34 protein-coding genes are annotated in these 22,059 nt (G+C 55.7%); 3 read left to right on the top strand and 31 right to left on the bottom strand.

From position 1 onward, the window contains the following. Positions 1-136 precede the first annotated feature (136 nt). The gene (locus tag GOW93_RS19190; protein WP_254443689.1) at positions 137-1,096 is read left to right on the top strand and encodes a TAXI family TRAP transporter solute-binding subunit; all 960 of its coding nucleotides are present in this window, start codon (positions 137-139) and stop codon (positions 1,094-1,096) included. A gap of 81 nt (positions 1,097-1,177) precedes the next feature. Here GOW93_RS19190 and rplQ read toward each other — a convergent pair whose 3' ends face one another. From rplQ to GOW93_RS19235, 9 genes are all read right to left on the bottom strand, one after another. Beyond that, the gene (gene rplQ / locus GOW93_RS19195) at positions 1,178-1,600 is read right to left on the bottom strand and encodes a 50S ribosomal protein L17 (protein ID WP_170387757.1); all 423 of its coding nucleotides are present in this window, start codon (positions 1,598-1,600) and stop codon (positions 1,178-1,180) included. Positions 1,601-1,718: 118 nt separating this feature from the next. Then, entirely contained in the window at positions 1,719-2,735 is a 1,017-nt protein-coding gene (locus tag GOW93_RS19200) for a DNA-directed RNA polymerase subunit alpha (protein ID WP_170387759.1), read from the bottom strand. Positions 2,736-2,850: 115 nt separating this feature from the next. Beyond that, a complete protein-coding gene (rpsK, locus tag GOW93_RS19205; protein WP_008757289.1) occupies positions 2,851-3,240 on the bottom strand; it encodes a 30S ribosomal protein S11 in 390 nt (129 codons plus the stop codon). A gap of 15 nt (positions 3,241-3,255) precedes the next feature. Further along, on the bottom strand, positions 3,256-3,624 hold the full coding sequence (gene rpsM, locus GOW93_RS19210; RefSeq protein WP_008757392.1) for a 30S ribosomal protein S13: 369 nt from the start codon (positions 3,622-3,624) through the stop codon (positions 3,256-3,258). A 200-nt stretch (positions 3,625-3,824) separates the two neighbouring features. Next, complete coding sequence (locus tag GOW93_RS19215) at positions 3,825-4,469, bottom strand: adenylate kinase (protein WP_170387761.1); 645 nt, start codon at positions 4,467-4,469, stop codon at positions 3,825-3,827. Next, on the bottom strand, positions 4,466-5,830 hold the full coding sequence (gene secY, locus GOW93_RS19220) for a preprotein translocase subunit SecY (protein WP_170387763.1): 1,365 nt from the start codon (positions 5,828-5,830) through the stop codon (positions 4,466-4,468). Before secY ends, GOW93_RS19215 begins: the two co-directional genes overlap by 4 nt. A gap of 109 nt (positions 5,831-5,939) precedes the next feature. Continuing rightward, positions 5,940-6,413 carry a 50S ribosomal protein L15 gene (rplO, locus tag GOW93_RS19225; protein ID WP_170387765.1) on the bottom strand — a complete coding sequence of 158 codons (474 nt, stop codon included), beginning with the start codon at positions 6,411-6,413 and terminating at the stop codon, positions 5,940-5,942. 144 nt (positions 6,414-6,557) lie between these two features. Next, positions 6,558-7,418, bottom strand: coding sequence for a hypothetical protein (locus GOW93_RS19230; protein WP_254443688.1), 861 nt, complete (start codon positions 7,416-7,418; stop codon positions 6,558-6,560). Between the two features lie 174 nt (positions 7,419-7,592). Continuing rightward, positions 7,593-7,808, bottom strand: coding sequence for a DUF1127 domain-containing protein (locus GOW93_RS19235; RefSeq protein ID WP_170387767.1), 216 nt, complete (start codon positions 7,806-7,808; stop codon positions 7,593-7,595). A gap of 135 nt (positions 7,809-7,943) precedes the next feature. Between GOW93_RS19235 and GOW93_RS19240 the strand changes: the two genes are divergently transcribed. After that, complete coding sequence (locus GOW93_RS19240) at positions 7,944-9,077, top strand: sulfotransferase (protein ID WP_170387772.1); 1,134 nt, start codon at positions 7,944-7,946, stop codon at positions 9,075-9,077. 157 nt (positions 9,078-9,234) lie between these two features. Here GOW93_RS19240 and rpmD read toward each other — a convergent pair whose 3' ends face one another. The 11 genes from rpmD to rpmC all read right to left on the bottom strand — a co-directional run bounded on the left by rpmD (position 9,235) and on the right by rpmC (position 13,519). Next, positions 9,235-9,423 (bottom strand): 50S ribosomal protein L30, encoded by a 189-nt coding sequence (gene rpmD / locus GOW93_RS19245; RefSeq protein ID WP_005621828.1) that lies wholly within the window; start codon positions 9,421-9,423, stop codon positions 9,235-9,237. A 12-nt stretch (positions 9,424-9,435) separates the two neighbouring features. After that, complete coding sequence (gene rpsE / locus GOW93_RS19250; RefSeq protein ID WP_170328768.1) at positions 9,436-10,002, bottom strand: 30S ribosomal protein S5; 567 nt, start codon at positions 10,000-10,002, stop codon at positions 9,436-9,438. Between the two features lie 116 nt (positions 10,003-10,118). Next, positions 10,119-10,478 (bottom strand): 50S ribosomal protein L18, encoded by a 360-nt coding sequence (gene rplR / locus GOW93_RS19255; RefSeq protein WP_170387774.1) that lies wholly within the window; start codon positions 10,476-10,478, stop codon positions 10,119-10,121. An 11-nt stretch (positions 10,479-10,489) separates the two neighbouring features. After that, positions 10,490-11,023: a 50S ribosomal protein L6 gene (gene rplF / locus GOW93_RS19260; RefSeq protein ID WP_170387776.1), complete on the bottom strand. Its 534-nt coding sequence runs from the start codon at positions 11,021-11,023 to the stop codon at positions 10,490-10,492. An 11-nt stretch (positions 11,024-11,034) separates the two neighbouring features. Beyond that, a complete protein-coding gene (gene rpsH, locus GOW93_RS19265; RefSeq protein ID WP_155148687.1) occupies positions 11,035-11,427 on the bottom strand; it encodes a 30S ribosomal protein S8 in 393 nt (130 codons plus the stop codon). A gap of 13 nt (positions 11,428-11,440) precedes the next feature. Then, on the bottom strand, positions 11,441-11,746 hold the full coding sequence (gene rpsN / locus GOW93_RS19270; protein WP_010437098.1) for a 30S ribosomal protein S14: 306 nt from the start codon (positions 11,744-11,746) through the stop codon (positions 11,441-11,443). A 19-nt stretch (positions 11,747-11,765) separates the two neighbouring features. After that, positions 11,766-12,326: a 50S ribosomal protein L5 gene (gene rplE, locus GOW93_RS19275; protein ID WP_170387778.1), complete on the bottom strand. Its 561-nt coding sequence runs from the start codon at positions 12,324-12,326 to the stop codon at positions 11,766-11,768. After that, positions 12,319-12,630: a 50S ribosomal protein L24 gene (gene rplX, locus GOW93_RS19280; protein ID WP_170328772.1), complete on the bottom strand. Its 312-nt coding sequence runs from the start codon at positions 12,628-12,630 to the stop codon at positions 12,319-12,321. The genes rplE and rplX overlap by 8 nt, the downstream gene beginning before the upstream one ends. Before the next feature lie 2 nt (positions 12,631-12,632). Next, on the bottom strand, positions 12,633-13,001 hold the full coding sequence (rplN, locus tag GOW93_RS19285; protein ID WP_008757934.1) for a 50S ribosomal protein L14: 369 nt from the start codon (positions 12,999-13,001) through the stop codon (positions 12,633-12,635). Positions 13,002-13,077: 76 nt separating this feature from the next. Further along, positions 13,078-13,308, bottom strand: coding sequence for a 30S ribosomal protein S17 (gene rpsQ, locus GOW93_RS19290; protein WP_152459158.1), 231 nt, complete (start codon positions 13,306-13,308; stop codon positions 13,078-13,080). Between the two features lie 4 nt (positions 13,309-13,312). After that, positions 13,313-13,519, bottom strand: a complete 207-nt coding sequence (gene rpmC / locus GOW93_RS19295) for a 50S ribosomal protein L29 (protein ID WP_010437082.1) — start codon at positions 13,517-13,519, stop codon at positions 13,313-13,315. 269 nt (positions 13,520-13,788) lie between these two features. Between rpmC and GOW93_RS19300 the strand changes: the two genes are divergently transcribed. Then, complete coding sequence (locus GOW93_RS19300) at positions 13,789-14,223, top strand: hypothetical protein (protein WP_170387780.1); 435 nt, start codon at positions 13,789-13,791, stop codon at positions 14,221-14,223. Between the two features lie 78 nt (positions 14,224-14,301). Here the strand turns inward: GOW93_RS19300 and GOW93_RS19305 are convergent, their stop codons facing one another. From GOW93_RS19305 to GOW93_RS19355, 11 genes are all read right to left on the bottom strand, one after another. Further along, a complete protein-coding gene (locus tag GOW93_RS19305) occupies positions 14,302-14,922 on the bottom strand; it encodes a 2OG-Fe(II) oxygenase family protein (RefSeq protein WP_170387782.1) in 621 nt (206 codons plus the stop codon). Positions 14,923-15,092: 170 nt separating this feature from the next. Then, entirely contained in the window at positions 15,093-16,460 is a 1,368-nt protein-coding gene (locus tag GOW93_RS19310) for a sodium:proton antiporter (RefSeq protein WP_174819166.1), read from the bottom strand. Positions 16,461-16,483: 23 nt separating this feature from the next. Then, entirely contained in the window at positions 16,484-16,969 is a 486-nt protein-coding gene (locus GOW93_RS19315; RefSeq protein WP_170387784.1) for a CBS domain-containing protein, read from the bottom strand. Positions 16,970-17,169: 200 nt separating this feature from the next. After that, a complete protein-coding gene (locus tag GOW93_RS19320; RefSeq protein WP_170387786.1) occupies positions 17,170-17,718 on the bottom strand; it encodes an amino acid synthesis family protein in 549 nt (182 codons plus the stop codon). Between the two features lie 159 nt (positions 17,719-17,877). Beyond that, positions 17,878-18,291 (bottom strand): 50S ribosomal protein L16, encoded by a 414-nt coding sequence (rplP, locus tag GOW93_RS19325; RefSeq protein WP_085823145.1) that lies wholly within the window; start codon positions 18,289-18,291, stop codon positions 17,878-17,880. Positions 18,292-18,303: 12 nt separating this feature from the next. Beyond that, positions 18,304-19,014, bottom strand: coding sequence for a 30S ribosomal protein S3 (gene rpsC, locus GOW93_RS19330; RefSeq protein ID WP_008758042.1), 711 nt, complete (start codon positions 19,012-19,014; stop codon positions 18,304-18,306). After that, positions 19,014-19,394 (bottom strand): 50S ribosomal protein L22, encoded by a 381-nt coding sequence (gene rplV, locus GOW93_RS19335; RefSeq protein ID WP_039538267.1) that lies wholly within the window; start codon positions 19,392-19,394, stop codon positions 19,014-19,016. The genes rpsC and rplV overlap by 1 nt, the downstream gene beginning before the upstream one ends. A gap of 3 nt (positions 19,395-19,397) precedes the next feature. Next, the gene (gene rpsS, locus GOW93_RS19340; RefSeq protein WP_005980699.1) at positions 19,398-19,676 is read right to left on the bottom strand and encodes a 30S ribosomal protein S19; all 279 of its coding nucleotides are present in this window, start codon (positions 19,674-19,676) and stop codon (positions 19,398-19,400) included. A gap of 3 nt (positions 19,677-19,679) precedes the next feature. Next, positions 19,680-20,522: a 50S ribosomal protein L2 gene (gene rplB, locus GOW93_RS19345; protein WP_008757664.1), complete on the bottom strand. Its 843-nt coding sequence runs from the start codon at positions 20,520-20,522 to the stop codon at positions 19,680-19,682. Between the two features lie 246 nt (positions 20,523-20,768). Next, on the bottom strand, positions 20,769-21,299 hold the full coding sequence (locus GOW93_RS19350) for an ImmA/IrrE family metallo-endopeptidase (protein WP_170387788.1): 531 nt from the start codon (positions 21,297-21,299) through the stop codon (positions 20,769-20,771). Further along, positions 21,299-21,706 carry a hypothetical protein gene (locus tag GOW93_RS19355; protein ID WP_170387790.1) on the bottom strand — a complete coding sequence of 136 codons (408 nt, stop codon included), beginning with the start codon at positions 21,704-21,706 and terminating at the stop codon, positions 21,299-21,301. Before GOW93_RS19355 ends, GOW93_RS19350 begins: the two co-directional genes overlap by 1 nt. Between the last annotated feature and the right edge of the window lie 353 nt (positions 21,707-22,059).

Genomic DNA, 22,059 nt, shown 5'->3' on the forward strand with positions numbered 1-22,059 from the left:
TTAATTTCTTAAAGGATCACCCAAGTTTGCGATTCTGGCAACAATTCGCATTGACGGGCAGCGGCGGCGCAGGAAACATGCCCCCACAACCGCTACTAAAAACGGAAGAATTGTGTTTAAAACCTTTTGCCTGAACATGCTCATTCTCCCTCGCTTTTCATTTTTGATTATCGCTGCACTTATTGGATCAATCGCGCCTGCCTCTCAGGCTGCAGATATCAAAGTGACTGTTGGTACAGGTGGAAAGGGAGGGTACTATTTCCACGTCGGTGATCTGATCTGCAAATCCTTGGACCGAGAAATAAACGGCTACAAGTGCCGGGCTAAGCCTACGAATGGCCCGACGGAAAACCTTCCAAAACTTCAAAGTGGAAAATTTGATATCGTCGTAGCGCGGTCAGACTGGGCTAAACAGGCATTGGAAGGCGGCGGCTACTTTCAGTCCAAAGGTCCGAACCCCGCTCTACGGTCCTTGTTTTCAGTTCATAGCGAACCCTTGACCATCGTTGCCCGAAAAGACGCTGGGATTTACACGGCTGGCGACCTGAGCGGCAAGCGTGTCCGATTAGGCAAGTCCGCGACGCATTTAGTCAAGCAAATCCCGAGCTCGGCGAAGTGGGATGTGTCTTCTTTCCAAACAGTCAAACCAAAGGACATGAAAGCGCAATATTCCGCACTGTGCGCAGGAAAGATTGATGCCGTGGCAGCAGTTGTTGGTTACCCGTCCGGTTTGATCCAAAAGACAGCTCACACTTGCCCGATCCACTTGCTAAACCTGTCTGGGCAACCGATTGACAAGTTGGTCGCGGGTTCTGATGCGCTCAGCAAAGAAACAATTCCTGCAAACGCGTACACAGGTATAACGGCACCGACGAAATCCTTTGGCTACAAGGCAGTATTTCTAAGCAGTGCAGAGTTTTCCGATGAGGATGTCTACGCTTTCGTCAAATTCACCTTTGAAAGCCTAAGCGAATTGGGCCACGAGCACCCTGCCCTGTCCAGCCTGCAACCGTCTGAGATGATCCGCGACAGCTTGCCCGCACCCATGCATCCGGGCGCTGTCCGATACTATCGCGAACAAGGGTGGATCAAATAGGTCAGGAGCAAGCAGATCTGCCGACAAAAAACCCCCGCATCCGGAGACACGGGGGTTATATATTTAGAAAGCGGGGCTTTCTTATTCTTCGTCTGCTGCCTCTTCGGCGGCAACGCGGGCCTTGTCGGCCGCGCCTTTGGCGTCAATGTCACGGTCAACGAATTCGATGATCGCCATCGGAGCCATGTCACCATAGCGGAAGCCAGCTTTCAGGATGCGGACATAACCGCCCTGACGCTCGGCGTAGCGGGGGCCCAGAACTTCGAACAGCTTCGCGACGTCTTTGTCTTCTTTCAGCTGTGCTGCGGCCTGACGGCGGGCGTGCAGGTCGCCGCGCTTGCCCAGAGTGACCAGCTTTTCGATGATCGGGCGCAGTTCTTTTGCCTTGGGCAGAGTCGTTTTGATTTGCTCATGTTCGATGAGCGAGCCAGCCATGTTCGCAAACAGAGCTTTACGGTGCTCATGAGTACGGTTCAGGCGGCGGTAACCACGTGCGTGACGCATTTTTCAATTCCTTCTTTCGCGTTTTGCTTTGTCTGGCCGGCGATGCGTGTCACCGGCTCTCCTTGGGGCATCAGCGCCCATACAGTCCCCGGAAGCCCGGGCATTGGGGAAGACGCGCTTAGAACGCGTCTTCGAATTTCTTTGCCAGATCTTCGATGTTGTCGGGCGGCCAGTCCTCGACATCCATGCCGAGGTGCAGACCCATACCGGACAGCACTTCCTTGATCTCGTTCAGCGACTTGCGGCCGAAGTTCGGGGTGCGCAGCATCTCAGCTTCGGTTTTCTGGATCAGATCGCCGATGTAAACGATGTTGTCGTTTTTCAGGCAGTTTGCCGAACGGACCGACAGTTCCAGCTCGTCTACTTTCTTCAGCAGCAGCGGGTTGAACTCCAGACCATCGTCTTCGTCCTGGCGGCCAGCCGATTCCGGCTCGTCGAAGTTAACGAAGATCGACAGCTGGTCCTGCAGGATACGAGCGGCGAAGGCCAGCGCGTCTTCCGGGGTGATCGAACCGTCGGTGTCGATCTTCAGGGTCAGCTTGTCATAGTCCAGAACCTGACCTTCGCGGGTCGGCTGAACGTCATAGGCAACCTTTTTGACCGGCGAGTAGATCGCATCGATCGGGATCAGGCCGATAGGTGCATCTTCTGGCTTGTTCTTCTCAGCCGAGACATAACCTTTACCGGTGTTGACGGTCAGTTCCATGAACAGGTCGGCGCCATCGTCCAGGTGGCAGATGACGTGATCGCGGTTCAGAACCTCGATACCGGCGCTTTCGCTGATGTCACCGGCGGTGACAACTGCGGGGCCTTTGGCATTGATCGACAGGCGCTTGGGGCCTTCGACTTCCATGCGCAGCGACACACCCTTGAGGTTCAGGATGATGTCGGTGACGTCTTCACGAACGCCTGCAACCGAGGAGAACTCGTGCAGGACGTTGTCGATCTGGACGCTGGTGATGGCTGCGCCTTGCAGCGAGCTCATCAGAACGCGGCGCAGCGCGTTGCCCAGAGTCAGACCAAAGCCACGCTCCAGCGGCTCGGCAACCAATGTCGCCTGACGCGCGGGATCATTGCCCGGCTTGGCTTCCAGCTGGGTCGGCTTGATCAATTCTGCCCAATTCTTATGGATCATGTAATCCCTCCATTCCTGTCCGCGCCCCATGACCAACAAGGTGCAGACGCCCGAGGTTCAAAATGACGTGCTGGGGCCGTGCAAAAAACACAGCCCCAGCTCAATTCAAAATCGCTTAGACGCGACGACGCTTCGGCGGACGGCAGCCGTTGTGAGCGATCGGTGTCACGTCGCGGATCGACGTGATGTTGAAGCCCACTGCAGCCAGCGCACGCAGAGCCGATTCACGACCCGAACCGGGGCCCTGAACTTCGACTTCCAGCGTCTTGACGCCATGTTCCTGCGCCTTCTTGCCTGCGTCTTCTGCAGCCATCTGAGCGGCGTAGGGGGTCGATTTCCGCGAACCCTTGAAACCCATGGTACCGGCAGACGACCACGAGATGGCGTTGCCCTGTACGTCCGAGATCAGGATTTTGGTGTTGTTGAAGGTCGAATTCACATGGGCGACGCCCGATGCGATGTTCTTACGCTCTTTGCGCTTAACGCGAGTCTTGTCACGTGCCATCAGTCAGACCCTCCCTTATTTCTTCTTACCAGCGATGGCCTTTGCGGGGCCTTTGCGGGTACGAGCGTTGGTGTGGGTGCGCTGACCGCGAACCGGCAGGTTGCGGCGGTGACGCAGACCGCGGTAGCAGCCTAGGTCCATCAGGCGCTTGACGTTCATCTGAACTTCACGACGCAGGTCACCTTCGACGGTGAAGTTTGCATCGATATGTTCACGGATGGCCAGAACTTCGGCGTCGGACAGTTCGTTGACGCGACGGTGCGCTTCAATGCCTACAGCTTCGCAGATCGCTTTGGCCGAGGTGTTTCCGATACCGGTGATATAGGTGAGGGCGATTGGTACCCGCTTTGCAGTCGGGATGTTTACGCCGGCAATACGTGCCACGTGTCACTTTCCTTTTCGTTGCGGTTCCGTAACTCCAGAACCTTTTTTCACAACGCCTAACCGTGGCAGTGCCGCCAGAGGGTTCAGCATTATTCGAGGTGGTCGGGGCATTTGGGACGAATCCCGCCTGCAGTCTTGATTCCCATAGGGATGTGGGTCGATATGGGGTTTTGGTGGGGCCGTCAAGCCCCTACCTGACATCAGCCAAGAATCGCCTCAATCGAGGCAGTGACTTCCTTGATATCGGCTAAGCCATTGACCGGGCGTAGATCGCCCTTGGCATAGTAATAACCGATCAGTGGCGACGTCTTTTTGTAGTATTCCATCAGACGCGTGCGCAGGCTGTCTTCGTTGTCATCCGCGCGGCGCTGGAAATCATTTTCCTTGCCACAATTGGTGCATTTGCCATCCGCCGGGATCGGTTTGGTGTTGTCATTGTAGACCTCACCACATCCGCCACAGGTCGAACGTGCCGTGATACGGTCCACCAGCGCTTCGTCATCGACGCGCATCTCAATCACGGTATGCAACGACTGACCCAGCTTGGTTAGCAACGCTGCCAGTGCATCGGCCTGCGCCAGCGTACGGGGGAAACCGTCAAAGATGAAACCGGCGCCTGTTTCGCTGGTCAGCTTCTCTTCGATCAGGCCGATCACGATTTCATCCGTGACCAGCTTGCCTGCATCCATGATCGCCGCAACCTTCTGGCCCATCTCGGTACCCGAGGTCTTGGCTTCGCGCAGCATGTCTCCTGTGCTCAGCTGAACCATGCCGCGTGTTTCGACCAGGTGGCGCGCTTGCGTCCCTTTACCGGCCCCCGGGGGCCCAAGAAGAATGATATTCATCGACGAGCGGGTCCCTTCCTGCCACGTTTCTTACCCTTGCCGCGCAGTTGGGACTTTTCGATCAGCCCTTCGTATTGATGCGCCAGCAGATGGCTCTGGACCTGTTGGATCGTGTCCATGGTCACAGAGACGATAATCAGAACCGATGTACCGCCGAAATAGAACGGAATGGCGAACTGGTTCCTCAGAATCTCCGGCAACAGACAGACCAGCGCCAGATAAGCCGAACCCAGAACCAGCACGCGGTTGACCACGTATTCCAGATACTCGGCGGTTTTCTTGCCCGGACGAATACCCGGCACAAAACCGTTCTGCTTTTTCAGGTTGTCCGCTACATCGTCCGGTTTGAACGACACATTGAACGTATAGAAGTAAGCAAAGAACACGATCATCGAGGCAAAGAACAACAGGTACAACGGCTGTCCGGGGCCAAAGTTGGCCAGCAGCCATGACATGATCGGCCCATTGGTTGCACCCGACGAGAAGGTCGAGATCGTCACAGGCAACAACAGCAGCGAGCTGGCAAAGATCGCCGGGATAACGCCCGCCGGGTTCACTTTGACCGGCAGGTGGCTAGAGCCGCCCTCATAGATCTTCATACCGGCCTGACGGCGCGGATATTGGATATGGATCTTGCGCAAGGCCCGCTCCATGAACACCACAAAGGTGATCACGACGATGACCATGAGGATCACACCAACGATCACGGCAGGGCTGATTGCGCCCGAACGACCCGAGGCAAAGAACTGCGCCAGAGCGGCCGGGACCTCGGCAATGATGCCGACGAAAATGATCAGAGAGATACCGTTGCCGATGCCGCGCGCGGTGATCTGTTCACCCAGCCACATCAGGAACATAGTACCGCCAACCAGAGTGATCATGGTCGACATGCGGAAGAACAAGCCCGGATCGGTCGCCAGATCGCCCGATTCCAGCGAAACCGCCAGACCATAGGCCTGAACGGTGGCCAGAGCCACAGTGCCGAAACGGGTGTATTGGTTGATCTTCTTACGCCCCTGCTCGCCCTCTTTCTTGAGTTGTTCGAGCGCGGGAACCATAGATGTCAGCAGCTGCACGATGATCGAGGCCGAGATATAGGGCATGATACCAAGGGCAAAGATGCCCATTCGTCCCAGCGCCCCGCCGGTGAACATCGAAACCATGCCGCCGATGCCTTGCCCCGCTTGCTCCATGAACTCGCGCAGCGCTTGTCCGTCGATTCCCGGCACCGGAATGAAGGTGCCCAGGCGATAAACGATCAACAAACCCAGTGTGAACAGGATGCGGTTGCGCAGATCGGTGGCTTTGCCAAGGGCAGACCAGCTTGTGTTGGCTGCCATTTGTTCTGCTGCTGATACCATAAATCGGTCTCTCTTATGAAAACACCGCCCAGAACCGTTTTCCGGCTCGGGCGGCGTCTGGGAAAACTTAGTGCTCTATGTAAGCGGGTCTTCGCCCGCTCACAAGCGCTTACTCTGCCGCAGCAGCTTTTGTGACCGTCAGTGAACCACCCGCTTTTTCAACTGCCTCAACAGCAGCTTTCGAAGCACCTGTTACTTCCAGGTTCACTTTGGCGCTGATTTCGCCTTTGGCCAGAACGCGGATTCCGTCCAGCTTGCGGCGAACCAGACCGGACGCAACCAGAGCATCTTCGGTGATCGCAGCTTTGGCGTCCAGTTTGCCGGCGTCGACGAATTTCTGGATCAGGCCCAGATTGATGACGGCAAATTCCTTGCGGTTCGGCTTGTTGAAGCCACGCTTGGGCAGGCGCTGGTACAGCGGCATCTGGCCGCCTTCGTAGCCATTGATGGCCACACCCGAACGGGATTTCTGGCCTTTGATACCACGGCCACCCATTTTACCTTTGCCGGAACCCGGACCACGGCCAACGCGGGTGCGTTTCGGGTTGGCGCCAGGATTGTCGCGCAATTCGTTCAGTTTCATTTCGCTTCTCCTAAGCCGGATGTGACCCCCGAAGCGTGATGGGCCAAACACGGCATTTCTTGGTTTTGATTCTCGCGGACATCAGTCCACCGGAGGCGTATAGGCGCGTTGATCCCGCTTGGCAAGTCTGAGGTGGGTGTCGCCTCACTCTTCGCCCTGTGCTGCCATTTCCTTGCCCCCTTCACGCGGCTGAATGGGCGCTGCAAGTGGGTCGATACCATGTTTCTCGACCAGCTTCCCGACCAGACTGTCGGGGTCGGGTTTACCTTCATACTTGTTCTGCATGATCGCCCGCATCCGACGACCATATAGGTGGATCGATACCGTATCTTCCTTGAAAAATCTGTCTACGTTCGCTCCGGGTCGAGCCAAAGCGCGTCGGCGCGTGTAGTTCAGCGGGTAAAAAACGTGCTCAGGCAGAGCGTATTTTATCTCGCCCGTCTGTCTCAGTGCCCATGTCATAGCCTTTGGGCCCCAAACCCCCCAAAGAGTTTCGGCAACATTCACGGGTGCCCCGTTTCGCTGTGCTTCCTCCAACGGTTTGCGATGGCGGGGCGGCAACCAGGGCGGAATGCGATACGGATCATTGGTGAACTCGATCAGTTTGCCCAGCGTTTCACTGTCCTGAGGCAGGGCCAGCACGCCAATGGCCACCTCTCCTTCCAAATATCCGTAGTAGTGGCCGTTTGGCGTTGTGAACGGTCGCAGGCAATAGGCATCCGTATCAGCCCAGATCAGATCAGGCTCTTGTGCCAACATCCGATACCGGAACTTGTCCGAATGCGGCGCGGGGCTTCCAGTTCTTCCATGCGTAATGAACTCAGAATCGGGCAAAACTTCACGCGCATCTCTTTTCTCTACCCCGTCCGGGATATTCGTGACGTTGTCGTAGGTATAGAGGCGCACGCTTTGACCGGCGTCCAGATAGGACTTGATGCAGAGCTGCTCAAGAAAGCTTAGCGGTCCTTCGACCCATAGCATTCCGATCTGATATTCACGCGCCATAATGTGTCTTTCTGTCAAAATAATACGGCAGTTGAACCCGTCCTGACAGCCTTTGCCCTACAAGGGAAACCCTATCAATGCCACTTACTTAGAAATTCCGAAACTGTGATGTGCGAGACCAAAAACCAAAAGAGGCGCCAATTGGCGCCTCTGGGTGAGTGGTGGATCGCAAGGTTACGCGCAGTAGACGTGGTCGTGCGCAATATCCTTAATATCGCAGCGACGTACGCCGATATCGTTCAGTTCGCGGTCAGTCAGGCCTTGCAGTTCCGAAAAAGTGCGGTTGTATTCGGCGCGCAAAGTATAGGCTTCTTTGATTCTCGCGACGAAATCTGTAGCGCGCGTAATCAGGTTAATGCCGCCGTGATGTGCTGTTGCTGTATGGGCCATATCTATATTCCTTTCCTGATCGGAGCGAATTCCCCGATGATAGAGTTTCTGTTCCTTTTGGAGACAGGATGCAGATAGGCTCGCCGGACACCACTAACAACGCAGAATTCAGTCTAGCCGCTATGCAACTATGGTATGGCTGAAACGGGCTTGATCCCAAAATTGCTTTTATTTGCAGCAATCCTGTGGAGAACACCCTACAACAATGATTCTCGCCATGGTTCGCTCGAAGTTAGATACATCCAAGGTCGATTTCGCCGAAGTAACTTGAAGGAGCAGAGTTTGTTAGTTCATCCACCAGAGGTAGTGGGTCCAGATTTCCTATGTATCGGACTTCAAAAAGCCGGAACACGCACACTACAGCAAATCCTGTCACTGGATGACCGATATTGGATGCCTCTTGTCAAAGAATTCCACCATTTCGACGGGAGCGAGATACCCAAACGACACGAAAGACAACAAAAACTCTACGACGCGCTGCAAGCTGGGGGTATCCGTCTATCACTACTGAACGCGCGACGTGCGCGCGACGGCGTTCGAAAGGTCGACGAACGTGACCTGCAATTTCTAAAAAAAAGCCGCAGCTATCTCGAAAACGGATGCTGCGACGCGGATTACCTCGAAATGTTCTCCCTCAAACCCGAGGGGGTGATTACGGGCGATATCACACCGGGCTACTCGCGGCTGAAACGCAAAGAAGTGCAACGCGTGCATTCCCTTTTACCTCACGCCAAAATTGTCCTTTTACTCCGCGATCCTATTTCGCGTGCATGGTCTGCAATAAATATGCGCCTGCGCAGAGAGACACGAGGAAACTTGCTAAGAATAAGATCTCAGCAACAAGCTCGCATGGAGGAGATGCTTGGGACGCAAAAGGGGCAGATGATTGTCGATCAGGAAACGTTAGCGCCTCCGCTGAACTCCCAACCTTCCGAGATTTATCGAGTTTGGCGCGATGTATACGGCGAAGACGCTATCAGAGTGTTTTCCTTGGAGGAGATTATTTCCAGTCCCAGGGGAATAAGCGACGAAATCTATACTACGGTGACGGGCGAACAACGTAGTGGCTCAAAATGGTCGATGGAACATCGCCTGGACAAGGACACAAACCTTGTTCCTTCTCCCAACGAAAAGGGAGACAAGGCTCAGGTCTTGCTACGGGGGGAAATCAAGGCACGGTTGATCGAGGCTTACGCTGACGAAATTCAAAGATCCGCGGCGATGTTCGGAGAACGGGCAATGGGTTGGGCTGCCAAATATGGGTTGTAAAGAAGCCAATCTACACAACCTCTCAAGATAGATATCTCGTCGCCTACCTGCGGTAAAATGACGGCAATGCACGTTGAAAAACGACAAAATATCTAAAACGTAAAAAAAACGCCCCCGAGCAAGTCGGAGGCGTTTCTTAGTTCGATGGAAGTCGCGCTTAGCCGCGCTCTTCGACGATCTCTACCAGATGCGGGATCTTGTTGATCATGCCGCGGACCGAAGGAGTGTCCTCCAGCTCACGGGTCTTGTGCATCTTGTTCAAGCCCAGACCGATCAGGGTTGCGCGCTGTTCGGCGGGGCGGCGGATCGGGGAACCGATCTGCTTGACGACGATGGTTTTTGCCATGGGTCGCTCTCCTTACGCTTCGGCTTCAGCAGCCGGTGCTTCGTCCCGCTTGGGCAGGATGTCGGCAACTTTTTTACCACGACGTGCGGCAACCGAACGCGGGCTCTGCTCTTTCTGCAGGCCGTTGATGGTGGCACGGATCATGTTGTACGGGTTCTGCGAGCCCAGCGACTTGGAAACAACGTCCTTGACGCCCAGCATTTCGAACACGGCACGCATCGGACCACCGGCGATGATACCAGTACCTTCAGGTGCGGTGCGCATAACCACTTTACCGGCGCCGTGACGGCCTTCGATGTCGTGGTGTAGGGTCCGACCTTCGCGCAGTTGTACGCGGATCATCTGACGCTTGGCTTGTTCAGTCGCCTTGCGGATGGCTTCAGGTACTTCTTTCGCTTTACCTTTACCAAAGCCGACGCGGCCTTTCTGATCGCCGACAACCACCAGAGCGGCGAAGCCAAAGCGCTTACCACCTTTTACGGTTTTCGACACGCGGTTGATTGCGACCAGGCGATCTGCAAATTCCGGTGCTTCTTCACGGTCGCGGCCACGGCCCCGACGGTTTTCACGTTCTGCCATTTGGCATCCCTTTTCTCATGTGGCGCTTACGGCGCCGTTTTCTTCAATCCAAGTGAGCCCCGACTGTCGCCGAGGCCCCCGGATCATCGGGGCGGATCGAAACCCGCCCGCAAGTCTTAGATCTTCAGACCACCTTTACGCGCGGCGTCGGCAACTGCCTTCACCTTGCCGTGGAACAGGAAGCCACCTCGATCGAAATAGGCCTCTTCGACGCCTGCCTTCTTGGCACGCTCGGCGATGGCCGCGCCCACTTTGGTGGCCGCTTCGACGTTGTTCTTGCCAACAACACCCAGATCTTTTTCCAGGGTCGAGGCCGAGGCCAGGGTCACGCCACGAACGTCGTCGATCAGCTGAACGCTGATGTTCTTGTTCGAACGGTGAACCGACAGGCGTACACGGCCCGCGTTGACTTTGCGAAGTTTGTTCCGAACGCGCAGGCGGCGCTTCAGAAACAGGGTTCTTTTGCTGTTTGCCATTGTCTGCGTCCTTACTTCTTCTTGCCTTCCTTGCGGAAGATGAACTCGCCCTTATAGCGGATGCCCTTACCTTTGTACGGCTCGGGACGGCGCCATTCGCGGATTTTGGCCGCGACTTCGCCCACCTGCTGCTGGTCGATACCTTCCACAACGATTTCGGTCTGCTTCGGCGCGGTGATGGTGACACCTTCCGGGGCAGTGAAATCAACATCGTGGCTGTAGCCCAGGTTCAGCTTCAGGGTGTTGCCCTGCATCTGAGCCCGGTAACCGACACCCTGGATCTCCAGCTCTTTTTTGAAGCCCTGGGTCACACCGGTTACCAGATTGGCAACCATGGTGCGGCTCATGCCCCACTGCTGACGAGCACGCTTGGACGAACCACGCGGATCAATTTTGACCACGTTGTCTTCGACCGACAGGGAAACATCGTCAGTTGCGGTGAAGCTGCGGGTGCCTTTCGGACCTTTGACTTCGATGGTCTGACCCGACACAGAGGCGGAAACGCCGCTGGGCAGCTCGACCGGCTTTTTACCAATACGAGACATTGCAGACCTCCTTAGAAGACGGTGCAGAGCACTTCGCCGCCAACATTGTTGGAGCGAGCGTTTGCGTCCGACATCACACCTTTCGGAGTGCTGACAATCGACACGCCCAGACCCTGACGGACCTGCGGGATGTCATTGACGCCCATGTACACGCGGCGACCGGGTTTTGAGACCCGCTTCAGTTCGCGAATGACAGGGGTGCCTTCGTAGTATTTCAGGCTGATTTCGATGGCCGGATGACCGTTTTCACCGGTCGTGTTTTCGTAGCCACGGATGTAACCTTCGTCCGCCAGCACGTCCAGAACCCAACCGCGCAGCTTGGAAGCCGGGGTGGAAACGGTGGACTTGCCGCGCATTTGCGCGTTGCGGATACGGGTGAGCATATCGCCGATAGGATCGTTCATATCTATGTCTCCCTTACCAGCTCGATTTCACCATGCCGGGGATCTGACCAGCAGAACCCAGCTCGCGCAGCGCGATACGGCTGACCTTCAGCTTACGGTAGTAAGCGTGGGGACGACCGGTCAGCTGACAACGGTTGTGCAGACGTGTAGCCGAGCTGTTGCGCGGCAGTTTCGCCAGTTTCAGACGCGCTTTGAAACGCTCTTCCATCGGCTTGCTCTCGTCATTCGCGATTTCTTTCAGCTCGGCACGCTTTGCGGCATATTTGGCCACCAGGCGTTCGCGCTTCTTCTCGCGTTCGATCATTGCTTTTTTAGCCATGTCTCAATCCTCCCGGCGCTTACGCGTTGAACGGCATGTTGAAAGCTTTCAACAGTGCCTTTGCTTCAGCGTCGGTTTTCGCTGTGGTGGCAATTACGATGTCCATGCCCCAGACTTCGTCGACCTTGTCGAAATCGATTTCCGGGAACACGATGTGCTCTTTCATGCCCATGGCAAAGTTGCCCTGACCATCGAAAGACGGCTTCACACCGCGGAAGTCACGAACACGCGGCATCGCGATGGTGATCAGACGATCCAGGAATTCGTACATCCGGTCACCGCGCAGGGTCACTTTCGCGCCCAGCGGCATGTCTTCACGGACGCGGAAACCCGCGATCGACTTCTTCGCCTTGGTTGCAACGGCCTTTTGACCAGCAATCGCAGTCAGATCTTCGACAGCAGCTTTCGCTTTCTTCGAGTCTTTGACCGCCTCAGCACCACAACCGATGTTCAGAACGATTTTTTCCAGCTTGGGCAGCTGCATGTCGTTCTTGTAGCCGAACTCTTCTTTCAGAGCGGCACGGATGGTTTCAGCGTACTGAGCTTTCAGACGCGGGGTGTAGGTTGCGGAATCAAGCATCGATCACGTCCCCTGTGGTCTTGGCGAAGCGGACCTTCTTGTCACCTTCCATGCGGAAGCCAACGCGGGTTGCTTTACCGTTCTTGTCCAGCAGCGCCAGGTTCGACAGCTCGATCGGGTTTGCCTGAGGCAGGCGACCACCTTGCGAGTTCTGCGACTGACGGGTGTGGCGGATGGCGATGTTGATGCCATCGACAACAGCTTTACCGGCTTTCGGGTCAACCGAGGTGATAGTTCCCTCTTTGCCCTTGTCCTTGCCGGCCAGCACGACGACCTTGTCGCCTTTGCGGAGTTTAGCAGCCATGATTACAGCACCTCCGGAGCCAGCGAGATGATTTTCATGAAGTTCTTGCCGCGCAGTTCACGAACAACGGGGCCAAAGATACGGGTACCTACGGGCTCGTTGTTGTTGTTCAGGATGACGGCGGCGTTGCGATCGAAACGGATCGCGGTGCCGTCTTCGCGACGGACTTCCTTGGCGGTGCGTACGACGACGGCCTTGCGGACGTCACCTTTCTTTACGCGGCCGCGCGGGATGGCTTCCTTCACCGAGACGACAATGATGTCGCCAACGGAGGCGTATTTACGCTTGGAACCACCCAGGACCTTGATGCACTGAACTCGGCGTGCGCCGGAGTTGTCAGCGACATCCAGATTGGTCTGCATCTGGATCATGTGGTTTCTCCCGACCTGTGGGGGCTGGTCTCGTTAGATCCCCCAGGGTTTCGACAAATGGGAAAATCCCGGAAACTTACGCTTCCAGAACTTCCCAACGTTTCGTCTTCGATTTCGGCGCGCATTCGATGATGCGTACGGTGTCGCCGACCTTGAAGGCGTTCTTTTCGTCGTGAGCCCGGTATTTCTTAGACTTACGGACGGTTTTGTGCAGCAGCGGGTGCTTGAAACGACGCTCAACCGAAACAGTTACGGTTTGCTCGTTGGCGTCGCTGGTTACCACGCCGGACAGGATACGCTTGGGCATAGGATTACTCCTCCGATGCCGCAGCAGCGGCCTTTTCGTTCAGAATGGTTTTGACGCGGGCAGCGTTGCGGCGAGCCGCTTTGATGCCAGCAGTGTTTTCCAGCTGACCGGTTGCCTGTTGAAAGCGCAGGTTAAAGCTTTCTTTCTTCAGGTTGGCCAGTTCCTCGCGGAGCTGGTCCGGGGTCTTGTCACGCAGTTCTTGGGCGTTCATCGCCTTTTTCCTTTGCTCAAAACACCAGAAGGCCCCGTACACGGGTCACCTTGGACCTGGTGGATGAATGATAGACATACGAATCGCCCGACAACGCCGGGAGATCGCAGGATGCCGCTCTATAGGGGGTTAGGGGTGGGGTGGCAAGGGAAAGTTTGGGAACTCAGCCACAGGTTTTTTTGCGACCAACAAAACCTCAGTAGATCGACATTGACTGAAATTTGCTCTTTCCTTGCGACGTTACCCGTTTGCATAGACCAGAGAGCGAGATGAAAGATAGGAAAAGCAAGCTTACTGTAACCTGGGACCCCAGTGCAGATTTAAAAATTTTGCGCAAACTAGAACGAAAAGGATGCGTGGAACTTTGGGCCGTCAACATCGAAGCTGTAAAAACCACCAAAAAGATTGATGCCGAACGAAAAAGGCTTCCAACAATGATAATAGGCAGCCCGTTGGCGACCACTGGAAATGCAAAAATTGCTTCTGATGAAACACCCTACAAAAGAATAAACGCAATATTGGGGCGCGGCCACCACGCGGACGCGTTGCATCTGGAAGATCATATAGTGAGCGGTCGCGATCTTTTTGCGACAAGCGATACGGACTTCCTTAAACACCGAGAGCAGCTTGAAGTGGAGTTTAATATTAGAATAATCACAGCACAGGAAATCGTTGAGGCCCTAGGTGACGGAGTGAGCATCTAGTCTTCGCACCGAACTGGGCTCCGCCCGTTCGCCCCTCAATCGCTCCACTGGAGCGATTGCCGCTACGCGGATCGGGGCTTACTCCCACTTATAATTAAAACTCACCGAAATCCGCTCATCCTCGGCCATGTTCATCGGCACCTCGTGACGCAGCCAGCTTTCCCACAGCAGAACATCGCCCACCTTCGGCTTCATATAGATGAACGGCTGCAAATCCCGCCGCCCGCCTTTGATCCGCGTCGGTGCGGCCATCATGCGGCCCGAACGGGGGTCTTCCAGTTTCAACGCACTCGCCCCTTCCGGCATCGACACATAAGTCGTGCCCGAAATCACACTGTGCGGGTGCAGGTGGCTGGAATGCATGCCGCCCTCGGGCAGGATGTTGATCCACAGATCCTCGAGCTTCAGCTCGCCCTCACCCAGATCAAACTCCAGATCCTTGGCAAAGGCCGCCACGTGCTTATCCAGCGCCTTGACCAGATCGGCAAAAATCGGGAACCGCCAGGGCAGATCGGTCAGCGAGGCATAGCTGGTGTAGCCGGGATAGCCGTTCTCTTCACACCATTCCTGTCCGGCCTCATCATCCTCGGCGATGACAAGACAAGAGCTTTCCAGTTCTTCCGCATCGATCTTGGGATCGAACTCGGACAAAGCTGCGCGATAGAGGCGGGTAACGAAGAGTGATTCAATCTGTGCCATGCCCCGGCTATAGCCCAGTCGAGACACAAGCGCGAGACCAGCCACCCCAGAAAAGCGGCTGGTCGGGTACGACTTATCGCTTAGCGTTTAATTTGCATCGAAATGCGCTGCCTCGACCTTCGGTCGAACGCGCATTTCGATGCTTACAATCGGCTAAAACGCCAAACGCTCTAATAGAAGTAGCGCAGCCAGATGTAGACGTTGGCGATCATGAGCGTCAGGATCATGATCGGGAAGGCCAAGATCGCGAACTTCACGAAGCCGATGGGCTGCTTGGCCTTCTCGGCAAAGGCGGCGACGGTCAGGTTTGCACTGGCCCCCAACAGTGTACCGTTACCACCCAGACAGGCCCCCAGCGCCAGCGACCACCACAGCGGCTCGATCGCATCCGGGCCACCAAAGGTGTCGGTTGTGGATTCGATCAGCGGGATCATCGTGGCAACAAAGGGGATGTTGTCCAGAATGGCCGAAAGGATGCCCGACGCCCAGAAAATGAGGAACGCGGTCCACATCATGTCGCCTTCGGTCAGTTCCAGAACTTTCTGGCCGAAGAACTCGAGCAGGCCCACATGTTCAACACCGGCCACGATCACGAACAGACCGCCGAAGAAGAAGATCGTAACCCATTCCACCTCACCAAGGATATGGTGGACGGACTCAGATTGCTCTTCGCCGCTTTGGTGCCCATAGGCCAACAGCATAAGCAGACCAGCACCAGCCAGCGCCGAGGTACCCGGCTGGATTCCGTAGCCATGCCCCAGCGTGAAGCCCAGCAAAACCAGCGCCAAGACCGACAGGGATTTGATCATCAGGCGCACATCTGTGATCGCCTCGCCTTCGTTGAAGCGCATGATCTTTTCGCTGGCCGATTTCGGGATGGCGGCCAGCGCGCGGCGGTTCATCAGATAGATGATACCGGTCAGCACAACCAGACAGATGGCCGAGACCGGGGCCAGGTTGACTACGAATTCGTTAAAGCTGAGCCCGGTGGCCGAGCCGATGATGATATTCGGCGGGTCACCGATCAGAGTGGCGGTACCACCCACATTCGAGGCCAGAATCTCGGCGAAGAAGAACGGAAACACGGGCGTTTCCAAAGCGTCCGTGATCAGCAACGTGATCGGCGCAATCAGAAGAACGGTGGTTACGTTATCCAGCAAGGCCGAAAAGATCGCCGTGATCAGGGTCAGCATGACCAGAATACCGGTCGGGTTGGCCTTGACGACCTTGGCCGCCTTGATCGCGACGTATTGAAACAACCCGCATTTGCTGGTGATCCCTACAATCACCATCATGCCGATCAACAGCGCCAGAGTGTTGGCGTCCACGCCAGCCACGGCCTGTTCTTGATTGAGAATACCAAACAACACCATCAAGGATGCGCCCAGCATCGCAAGAATGGCGCGGTTCACCTTTTCGGTGATCAATACTGCGTAGACGGCAATAAGAATGCCGGTAGCGATCCACAAGGGATCAATACCCAATAGTTGAGGAACGGAGAACGCGTGTTCTCCATGCGAGACGGAATGTTCGGTCAATTTTCTGATCCGGTATTTTGGGGTTAACTCAGCGCGTGATCCATCAGCGAGTTCGGGCTGACAGTGCCGACGAAACGTTCGGTTTCCGGCTCGACCAGGAAGACGTGGCGCTTGAATTTATGGATCAGGAAGATGCCTTCCATCACCGGCGTGTCAGGGGCGGCGACAGGAATGTTGGCTGGATTGGACAAATGGTCCCCTACCCGTTCCTCGTTCAGTCGCTCAATCTGCTTCCGAAAATCCTCTTTGGTCAGGTCCATAAAGCTGAGATTACTGATCGGAACACGTGCATCCGAACTCATACCAATCAGCGCTGCACTCGGAAGGATCATTTTGATCAACGTCGGCGCTGTGAAAGCGCCTACAAATTTCCCGCTCTCATCCACAACCGGGAGAAACCTCGCCCGGCTGTCACGGATGATGTCGAACGCTTTTGCCACGGTGTCATCGGGGTGAATTGTCTGTTGTTTTTCGGTTGGGACCATAACGTCCCGGCATGTGAGGCCCATTGTATCTCTCGGTTCTGTCACTGAGTACCAGAAGTGTTCTCTGCTTGCTCGTCCGGACTGAACCGGCGCGATTTCATTCGCACAGCCGATTCCAACAGGGACGAAGCTGACGCGTGCTTCATTTCACCGATGCTGGCGAGTTACCACCCTTCAACCCTGTTTTTCTGAATGCGCGTTGGAAAATAGTCGCAAGGCCGGACTCAGGTTTTCACAGGCCCTTTCCCGCATCTGGGAATTGGGCGACCGCCGTCGGCATAGGCCAAACATAAGACGATCTCATCCGGTTTCGGCGCATCGGGAATACTCAGCGTCATTGTGTCGAAATGGTCAAACGACCACGGGTCGTCCTTGTGCCCCAACGGCAGGTCGATCGCACAGCCCGGTGCGCCCAGCTTGGCATTGGAAGGTATCACCGCCTCTCCGCCACCGGCTGCTGCGCGCATGGGCGCGCCAAGCTTGGGGTGGATCATCGCCCCGCCCTGCTCAAGGTCGCCGTTCGCGCCGACAATTGCAGCCTTGCCGTAAGAAACCGGCGTGCCATCCAGTTGCCCCACCACTTCGGCGGCGAGGTTCGCGCCTAAAGCACCGCCAATCTCGAACAACGAGGACAAGTCCTCGGAAAACGTCCCGGCCAGAGGGTTCTGAACGACCGCAAGGACCGCAACGCGGCTGATCGGATCGCAGGGTTGACCCAATTGATCCGTGGCTATGACTTCCTTGATGAATACTTTCTTACGCAGTTGAACCATAATACCCTCCCATTCATTGGCCGCAGCCTATGAGGGCATTGGGCGCAGGTCGACATTTATCACAACCCGCACAGTCACAAAAAATCGGAACCAAAAGAAAACCCCCGCCGGTTTCCCGACGGGGGTTTCGATTCTTAGGACGGGTATCCCCCCATCGCCTTACCAGTCTTCGCGAACCACGACGCGAGTCTTGATCGGCAACTTCATCGCGGCCAGGCGCAGGGCCTCGCGGGCGATGTCGTCATTGACGCCGTCGATCTCGAACATCACGCGGCCAGGCTTGACTTTGCATGCCCAGCGGTCGACCGAACCTTTACCTTTACCCATACGAACTTCGATCGGCTTTGCAGTGACCGGAGTGTCGGGGAAGATGCGGATCCAGACACGACCCTGACGCTTCATGTGACGCGTCATGGCACGACGTGCAGCTTCGATCTGGCGTGCAGTTACACGCTCAGGCTCAAGAGCTTTCAGGCCGTAGGTGCCAAAGTTCAGATCAGAGCCGCCCTTGGCTTCGCCCTTGATCCGGCCTTTGTGCATCTTGCGGAATTTAGTACGCTTTGGTTGAAGCATATCTTTCCCTCCTTAGCGACGACCGCCACCAGCACCACGAGGTGCAGGGCCGTCCTGGAGTTCCTGTGCTTTACGGTCACGTGCCTGCGGATCGTGCTCCATGATCTCACCTTTGAAGATCCAGACCTTGATCCCGATGATCCCATAGGGGGTCATCGCTTCGGCATGTGCGTAATCGATGTCGGCACGCAGAGTGTGCAGAGGCACGCGGCCTTCGCGGTACCACTCGGTCCGTGCGATTTCGGCGCCGCCCAGACGACCAGCGACGTTCACCCGGATACCCAGGGCGCCCATACGCATGGCGTTCTGAACCGAGCGCTTCATTGCGCGACGGAACGAAACACGACGTTCCAGCTGCTGAGCGATGGACTCGGCAACCAGTTGCGCGTCAAGCTCGGGCTTGCGCACTTCGACGATGTTCAGGTGCAGTTCGCTGTCGGTCATGCGAGCAAGCTTTTTGCGCAGAACTTCGATGTCTGCACCTTTCTTGCCGATGATGACACCGGGACGTGCTGTGTGGATCGTAACGCGGCACTTCTTGTGCGGACGTTCGATGATCACACGGGCAACACCGGCCTGCTTGCACTCTTTGTTGATGAACTCACGGATTTTGAGGTCTTCCAGAAGAAGATCACCGTAGTCCTTGGTGTCGGCGTACCAGCGGCTATCCCAGGTGCGGTTGACCTGCAGGCGCATGCCGATCGGATTTACTTTATGACCCATTAGGCTTGCTCCTCAACTTGACGCACCTTGATGGTGATCTCCGAGAACGGCTTCATGATCTTGCCGAAACGGCCACGGGCACGCGGACGACCGCGCTTCATGACCAGGTTTTTGCCAACCCATGCTTCGGCGACGATCAGCTCGTCAACGTCCAGGTTGTGGTTGTTTTCGGCATTCGCGATTGCAGACTGCAGGCACTTCTTGACGTCCTGCGCGACACGCTTGTTCGAGAAAGTCAGGTCGGTCAGAGCCTTCTCGACTTTCTTGCCGCGGATCATTTGCGCAACCAGGTTCAGTTTCTGCGGGCTGGTGCGAAGCATACGGGTTTTTGCCATTGCTTCGTTTTCAGCCACGCGGCGGGGGTTCTTTTCCTTGCCCATGACTTACTTCCGCTTCGCTTTTTTGTCTGCGGCGTGGCCATAATAGGTACGGGTCGGCGAGTATTCACCGAACTTCTGACCGATCATGTCTTCCGAGACGTTTACCGGGATATGCTTCTGGCCGTTGTACACACCAAAGGTCAAACCCACGAACTGGGGCAGAATGGTGGAACGACGCGACCAGATTTTGATGACTTCGTTGCGGCCCGACTCGCGCGCTGCTTCGGCTTTTTTCAGCACGTAAGCATCGACGAAAGGACCCTTCCAAACAGAGCGAGACATAGATTAACGTCCCTTCTTCTTGGCGTGCCGCGAGCGGATGATCAGCTTCTGGGACGCTTTGTTCTTGTTGCGGGTACGCTTACCCTTGGTGTCCTTACCCCACGGAGTAACCGGCGTACGGCCACCCGAGGTACGACCTTCACCACCACCGTGCGGGTGATCGATCGGGTTCATTGCAACACCACGAACCGACGGACGAACGCCTTTGTGGCGCATACGACCGGCTTTACCGAGGTTTTGGTTGCTGTTGTCGGGGTTGGACACGGCACCAACGGTGGCCATGCATTCCTGACGGACCATGCGCAGCTCGCCCGAGCTCAGACGGATCTGAGCGTAGCCGCCATCGCGACCAACGAACTGAGCGTAAGTACCGGCCGCACGTGCGATCTGACCGCCTTTACCAGGCTTCATCTCAATGTTGTGGACGATGGTACCAATGGGCATGCCCGAGAACGGCATTGCGTTGCCCGGCTTGATGTCGGCCTTGGCGGATGCCACGACTTTGTCACCAACAGCCAGACGCTGCGGAGCCAGGATATATGCCTGCTCGCCGTCTTCGTATTTTACCAGTGCGATGAATGCGGTCCGGTTCGGGTCATATTCGATCCGCTCGACGGTTGCCGCGACATCAAATTTATTACGTTTGAAGTCAACGATCCGGTAGAGACGCTTTGCGCCACCGCCGCGGCGGCGTGAAGTGATCCGTCCGGTGTTGTTCCGGCCGCCCGATTTGGTCAAACCCTCTGTGAGAGACTTGACCGGACGTCCTTTCCAAAGCTCCGAACGGTCGATCAGCACCAGCCCGCGCTGGCCCGGCGTCGTCGGCTTGTACGACTTGAGTGCCATGCTTTCTGTCTTCCGTTTAGCAAGTGCAGGGAGTTTCCCCGCTATGTGATAGGCCCCCGTAGGTGCCAAGGGCATAGGGCCCCGAAGGTCCCCGTTACAAATATCAGAAGCCCCGGAACGAATCCGAGGCCGCAAGATTGGGAGCATGTAACAGGGTTGCGGGTGGGTGTCTATAGGGCGGGTCGGCTTTTTCTGGTTACAAAGCGTTTACTCACAAACGCACCACGACCCAACGCTCGTAGCTGCCTAAAATTCCGCCGCTAGAGGCTTCACCTCAGCTTGTGGAGACACCTCCGCTTGCGCAGGTACGCCCAGTCGAATGGACATCGCACTTGGCGATACTTCAAAAATAGACGCCAGCTTGGTGACCGAAGTTATGCCCATTCCAATGTAATTGTTTAGCAAGTTCCACGGCATTAAAATGTCTGCAGCCAACTGGTTGGCTTGAGCTTCCATCCAATTACTAAGACGACTTCTATAGAGGCCATCATCCGTGATTCCATCGCCAATTGCATCCTTATGTAAGATGTAATGCGCTATCTCGTGCGCCGTGGTAAAGCGCCGACGGTTCTTATGGTGCGCCTGGTTTACAAATATCGCATAGCCCGAGCTTCCACCGTGCTCTTCAGACTTCATTATCTTTCCGCTCAAATCGTCGGGCCAATTCGGTACGTGGTAAACGGAAACACCCAAGGCTTGTGCCAAAGGCACAGTTTGCACAGGTGCATCATTTTGATGCTGGCGCACAATACTCATTTTATCGGCATAGGTTAACATTACTCTCCCTCCGACGCCGGGACCGCGCTATCAATGGGTGCATCAGCTCCAGAATATCCACCGGGATGCTCAGATAGTCCCGTTTGGGTGCCTTCCTTAGTAAGGCTGTAAAGCCTCATTTGCTCATCAGCTACCCGTTTTGCCTCCTTTTCAGCGGCATCAATCGCCGCTGTCTTAATACCAGCATAGCCGATAACCCCTAATGCAGCGACAATAAAACCTACAAGTGCCAGAACAATTTCCAAAATTGTGATGTTAATTGCCAGCATATCTAGGGTGTAGCTGCTAGAGCCCGCCGGCCCGTTCACGGTAACTTTCTTCATGCTCCACAAGAGATATAGGAACAAAGCAGCAACGGAACAAGCCACAGTCAATATGCACAACATCACGGTCTGTAAAATTTTCATTCTAAAAAGCCTAATTTAGACTGAACAATATGTTAGCCGCGAAACCCCTATAAGTTGAGCACCTTTGGCACAACAAAAAATCGCGCTTTCTTAGGGCTCTTTATCTATCTCCAAAGACGTGTCCGTTCACACCGGAGGACATATCGATTGTGTTACCCACTTCCGCGGTCACATATACTTTTCTGACGTCCATCCCTCAACGCAGCCAAGCGCGGGACAAGGCCGAAGGCCGCCGCGCCAGCGACTGCCCGTACCGGCGGGCTGGCGCTTTGGGGGCGTTTGCGCCTCGCTATGAGTTAAGATGTATTTGGCACAATAAAGCGCGCTATTCAGCCGTTGCGGCGCCATCCCAC

This window comes from Ruegeria atlantica, from assembly GCF_013032455.1.
In the GTDB taxonomy this organism is placed as follows: domain Bacteria; phylum Pseudomonadota; class Alphaproteobacteria; order Rhodobacterales; family Rhodobacteraceae; genus Ruegeria; species Ruegeria atlantica_B.

What these genes read in the sequence shown, in the direction of transcription:
- GOW93_RS19190 (WP_254443689.1), top strand. Translation starts at nt 137, where the DNA reads ATGCTCATTCTCCCTCGCTTTTCATTTTTGATTATCGCTGCACTTATT.
- rplQ (WP_170387757.1), bottom strand. Translation starts at nt 1,600, where the DNA reads ATGCGTCACGCACGTGGTTACCGCCGCCTGAACCGTACTCATGAGCAC.
- GOW93_RS19200 (WP_170387759.1), bottom strand. Translation starts at nt 2,735, where the DNA reads ATGATCCATAAGAATTGGGCAGAATTGATCAAGCCGACCCAGCTGGAA.
- rpsK (WP_008757289.1), bottom strand. Translation starts at nt 3,240, where the DNA reads ATGGCACGTGACAAGACTCGCGTTAAGCGCAAAGAGCGTAAGAACATC.
- GOW93_RS19215 (WP_170387761.1), bottom strand. Translation starts at nt 4,469, where the DNA reads ATGAATATCATTCTTCTTGGGCCCCCGGGGGCCGGTAAAGGGACGCAA.
- secY (WP_170387763.1), bottom strand. Translation starts at nt 5,830, where the DNA reads ATGGTATCAGCAGCAGAACAAATGGCAGCCAACACAAGCTGGTCTGCC.
- rplO (WP_170387765.1), bottom strand. Translation starts at nt 6,413, where the DNA reads ATGAAACTGAACGAATTGCGCGACAATCCTGGCGCCAACCCGAAACGC.
- GOW93_RS19230 (WP_254443688.1), bottom strand. Translation starts at nt 7,418, where the DNA reads ATGGCGCGTGAATATCAGATCGGAATGCTATGGGTCGAAGGACCGCTA.
- GOW93_RS19235 (WP_170387767.1), bottom strand. Translation starts at nt 7,808, where the DNA reads ATGGCCCATACAGCAACAGCACATCACGGCGGCATTAACCTGATTACG.
- GOW93_RS19240 (WP_170387772.1), top strand. Translation starts at nt 7,944, where the DNA reads ATGGCTGAAACGGGCTTGATCCCAAAATTGCTTTTATTTGCAGCAATC.
- rpmD (WP_005621828.1), bottom strand. Translation starts at nt 9,423, where the DNA reads ATGGCAAAAACCATCGTCGTCAAGCAGATCGGTTCCCCGATCCGCCGC.
- rpsE (WP_170328768.1), bottom strand. Translation starts at nt 10,002, where the DNA reads ATGGCAGAACGTGAAAACCGTCGGGGCCGTGGCCGCGACCGTGAAGAA.
- rplR (WP_170387774.1), bottom strand. Translation starts at nt 10,478, where the DNA reads ATGGCAAACAGCAAAAGAACCCTGTTTCTGAAGCGCCGCCTGCGCGTT.
- rplF (WP_170387776.1), bottom strand. Translation starts at nt 11,023, where the DNA reads ATGTCTCGTATTGGTAAAAAGCCGGTCGAGCTGCCCAGCGGCGTTTCC.
- rpsH (WP_155148687.1), bottom strand. Translation starts at nt 11,427, where the DNA reads ATGAACGATCCTATCGGCGATATGCTCACCCGTATCCGCAACGCGCAA.
- rpsN (WP_010437098.1), bottom strand. Translation starts at nt 11,746, where the DNA reads ATGGCTAAAAAAGCAATGATCGAACGCGAGAAGAAGCGCGAACGCCTG.
- rplE (WP_170387778.1), bottom strand. Translation starts at nt 12,326, where the DNA reads ATGCTTGATTCCGCAACCTACACCCCGCGTCTGAAAGCTCAGTACGCT.
- rplX (WP_170328772.1), bottom strand. Translation starts at nt 12,630, where the DNA reads ATGGCTGCTAAACTCCGCAAAGGCGACAAGGTCGTCGTGCTGGCCGGC.
- rplN (WP_008757934.1), bottom strand. Translation starts at nt 13,001, where the DNA reads ATGATCCAGATGCAGACCAATCTGGATGTCGCTGACAACTCCGGCGCA.
- rpsQ (WP_152459158.1), bottom strand. Translation starts at nt 13,308, where the DNA reads ATGCCCAAGCGTATCCTGTCCGGCGTGGTAACCAGCGACGCCAACGAG.
- rpmC (WP_010437082.1), bottom strand. Translation starts at nt 13,519, where the DNA reads ATGAACGCCCAAGAACTGCGTGACAAGACCCCGGACCAGCTCCGCGAG.
- GOW93_RS19300 (WP_170387780.1), top strand. Translation starts at nt 13,789, where the DNA reads ATGAAAGATAGGAAAAGCAAGCTTACTGTAACCTGGGACCCCAGTGCA.
- GOW93_RS19305 (WP_170387782.1), bottom strand. Translation starts at nt 14,922, where the DNA reads ATGGCACAGATTGAATCACTCTTCGTTACCCGCCTCTATCGCGCAGCT.
- GOW93_RS19315 (WP_170387784.1), bottom strand. Translation starts at nt 16,969, where the DNA reads ATGGGCCTCACATGCCGGGACGTTATGGTCCCAACCGAAAAACAACAG.
- GOW93_RS19320 (WP_170387786.1), bottom strand. Translation starts at nt 17,718, where the DNA reads ATGGTTCAACTGCGTAAGAAAGTATTCATCAAGGAAGTCATAGCCACG.
- rplP (WP_085823145.1), bottom strand. Translation starts at nt 18,291, where the DNA reads ATGCTTCAACCAAAGCGTACTAAATTCCGCAAGATGCACAAAGGCCGG.
- rpsC (WP_008758042.1), bottom strand. Translation starts at nt 19,014, where the DNA reads ATGGGTCATAAAGTAAATCCGATCGGCATGCGCCTGCAGGTCAACCGC.
- rplV (WP_039538267.1), bottom strand. Translation starts at nt 19,394, where the DNA reads ATGGGCAAGGAAAAGAACCCCCGCCGCGTGGCTGAAAACGAAGCAATG.
- rpsS (WP_005980699.1), bottom strand. Translation starts at nt 19,676, where the DNA reads ATGTCTCGCTCTGTTTGGAAGGGTCCTTTCGTCGATGCTTACGTGCTG.
- rplB (WP_008757664.1), bottom strand. Translation starts at nt 20,522, where the DNA reads ATGGCACTCAAGTCGTACAAGCCGACGACGCCGGGCCAGCGCGGGCTG.
- GOW93_RS19350 (WP_170387788.1), bottom strand. Translation starts at nt 21,299, where the DNA reads ATGTTAACCTATGCCGATAAAATGAGTATTGTGCGCCAGCATCAAAAT.
- GOW93_RS19355 (WP_170387790.1), bottom strand. Translation starts at nt 21,706, where the DNA reads ATGAAAATTTTACAGACCGTGATGTTGTGCATATTGACTGTGGCTTGT.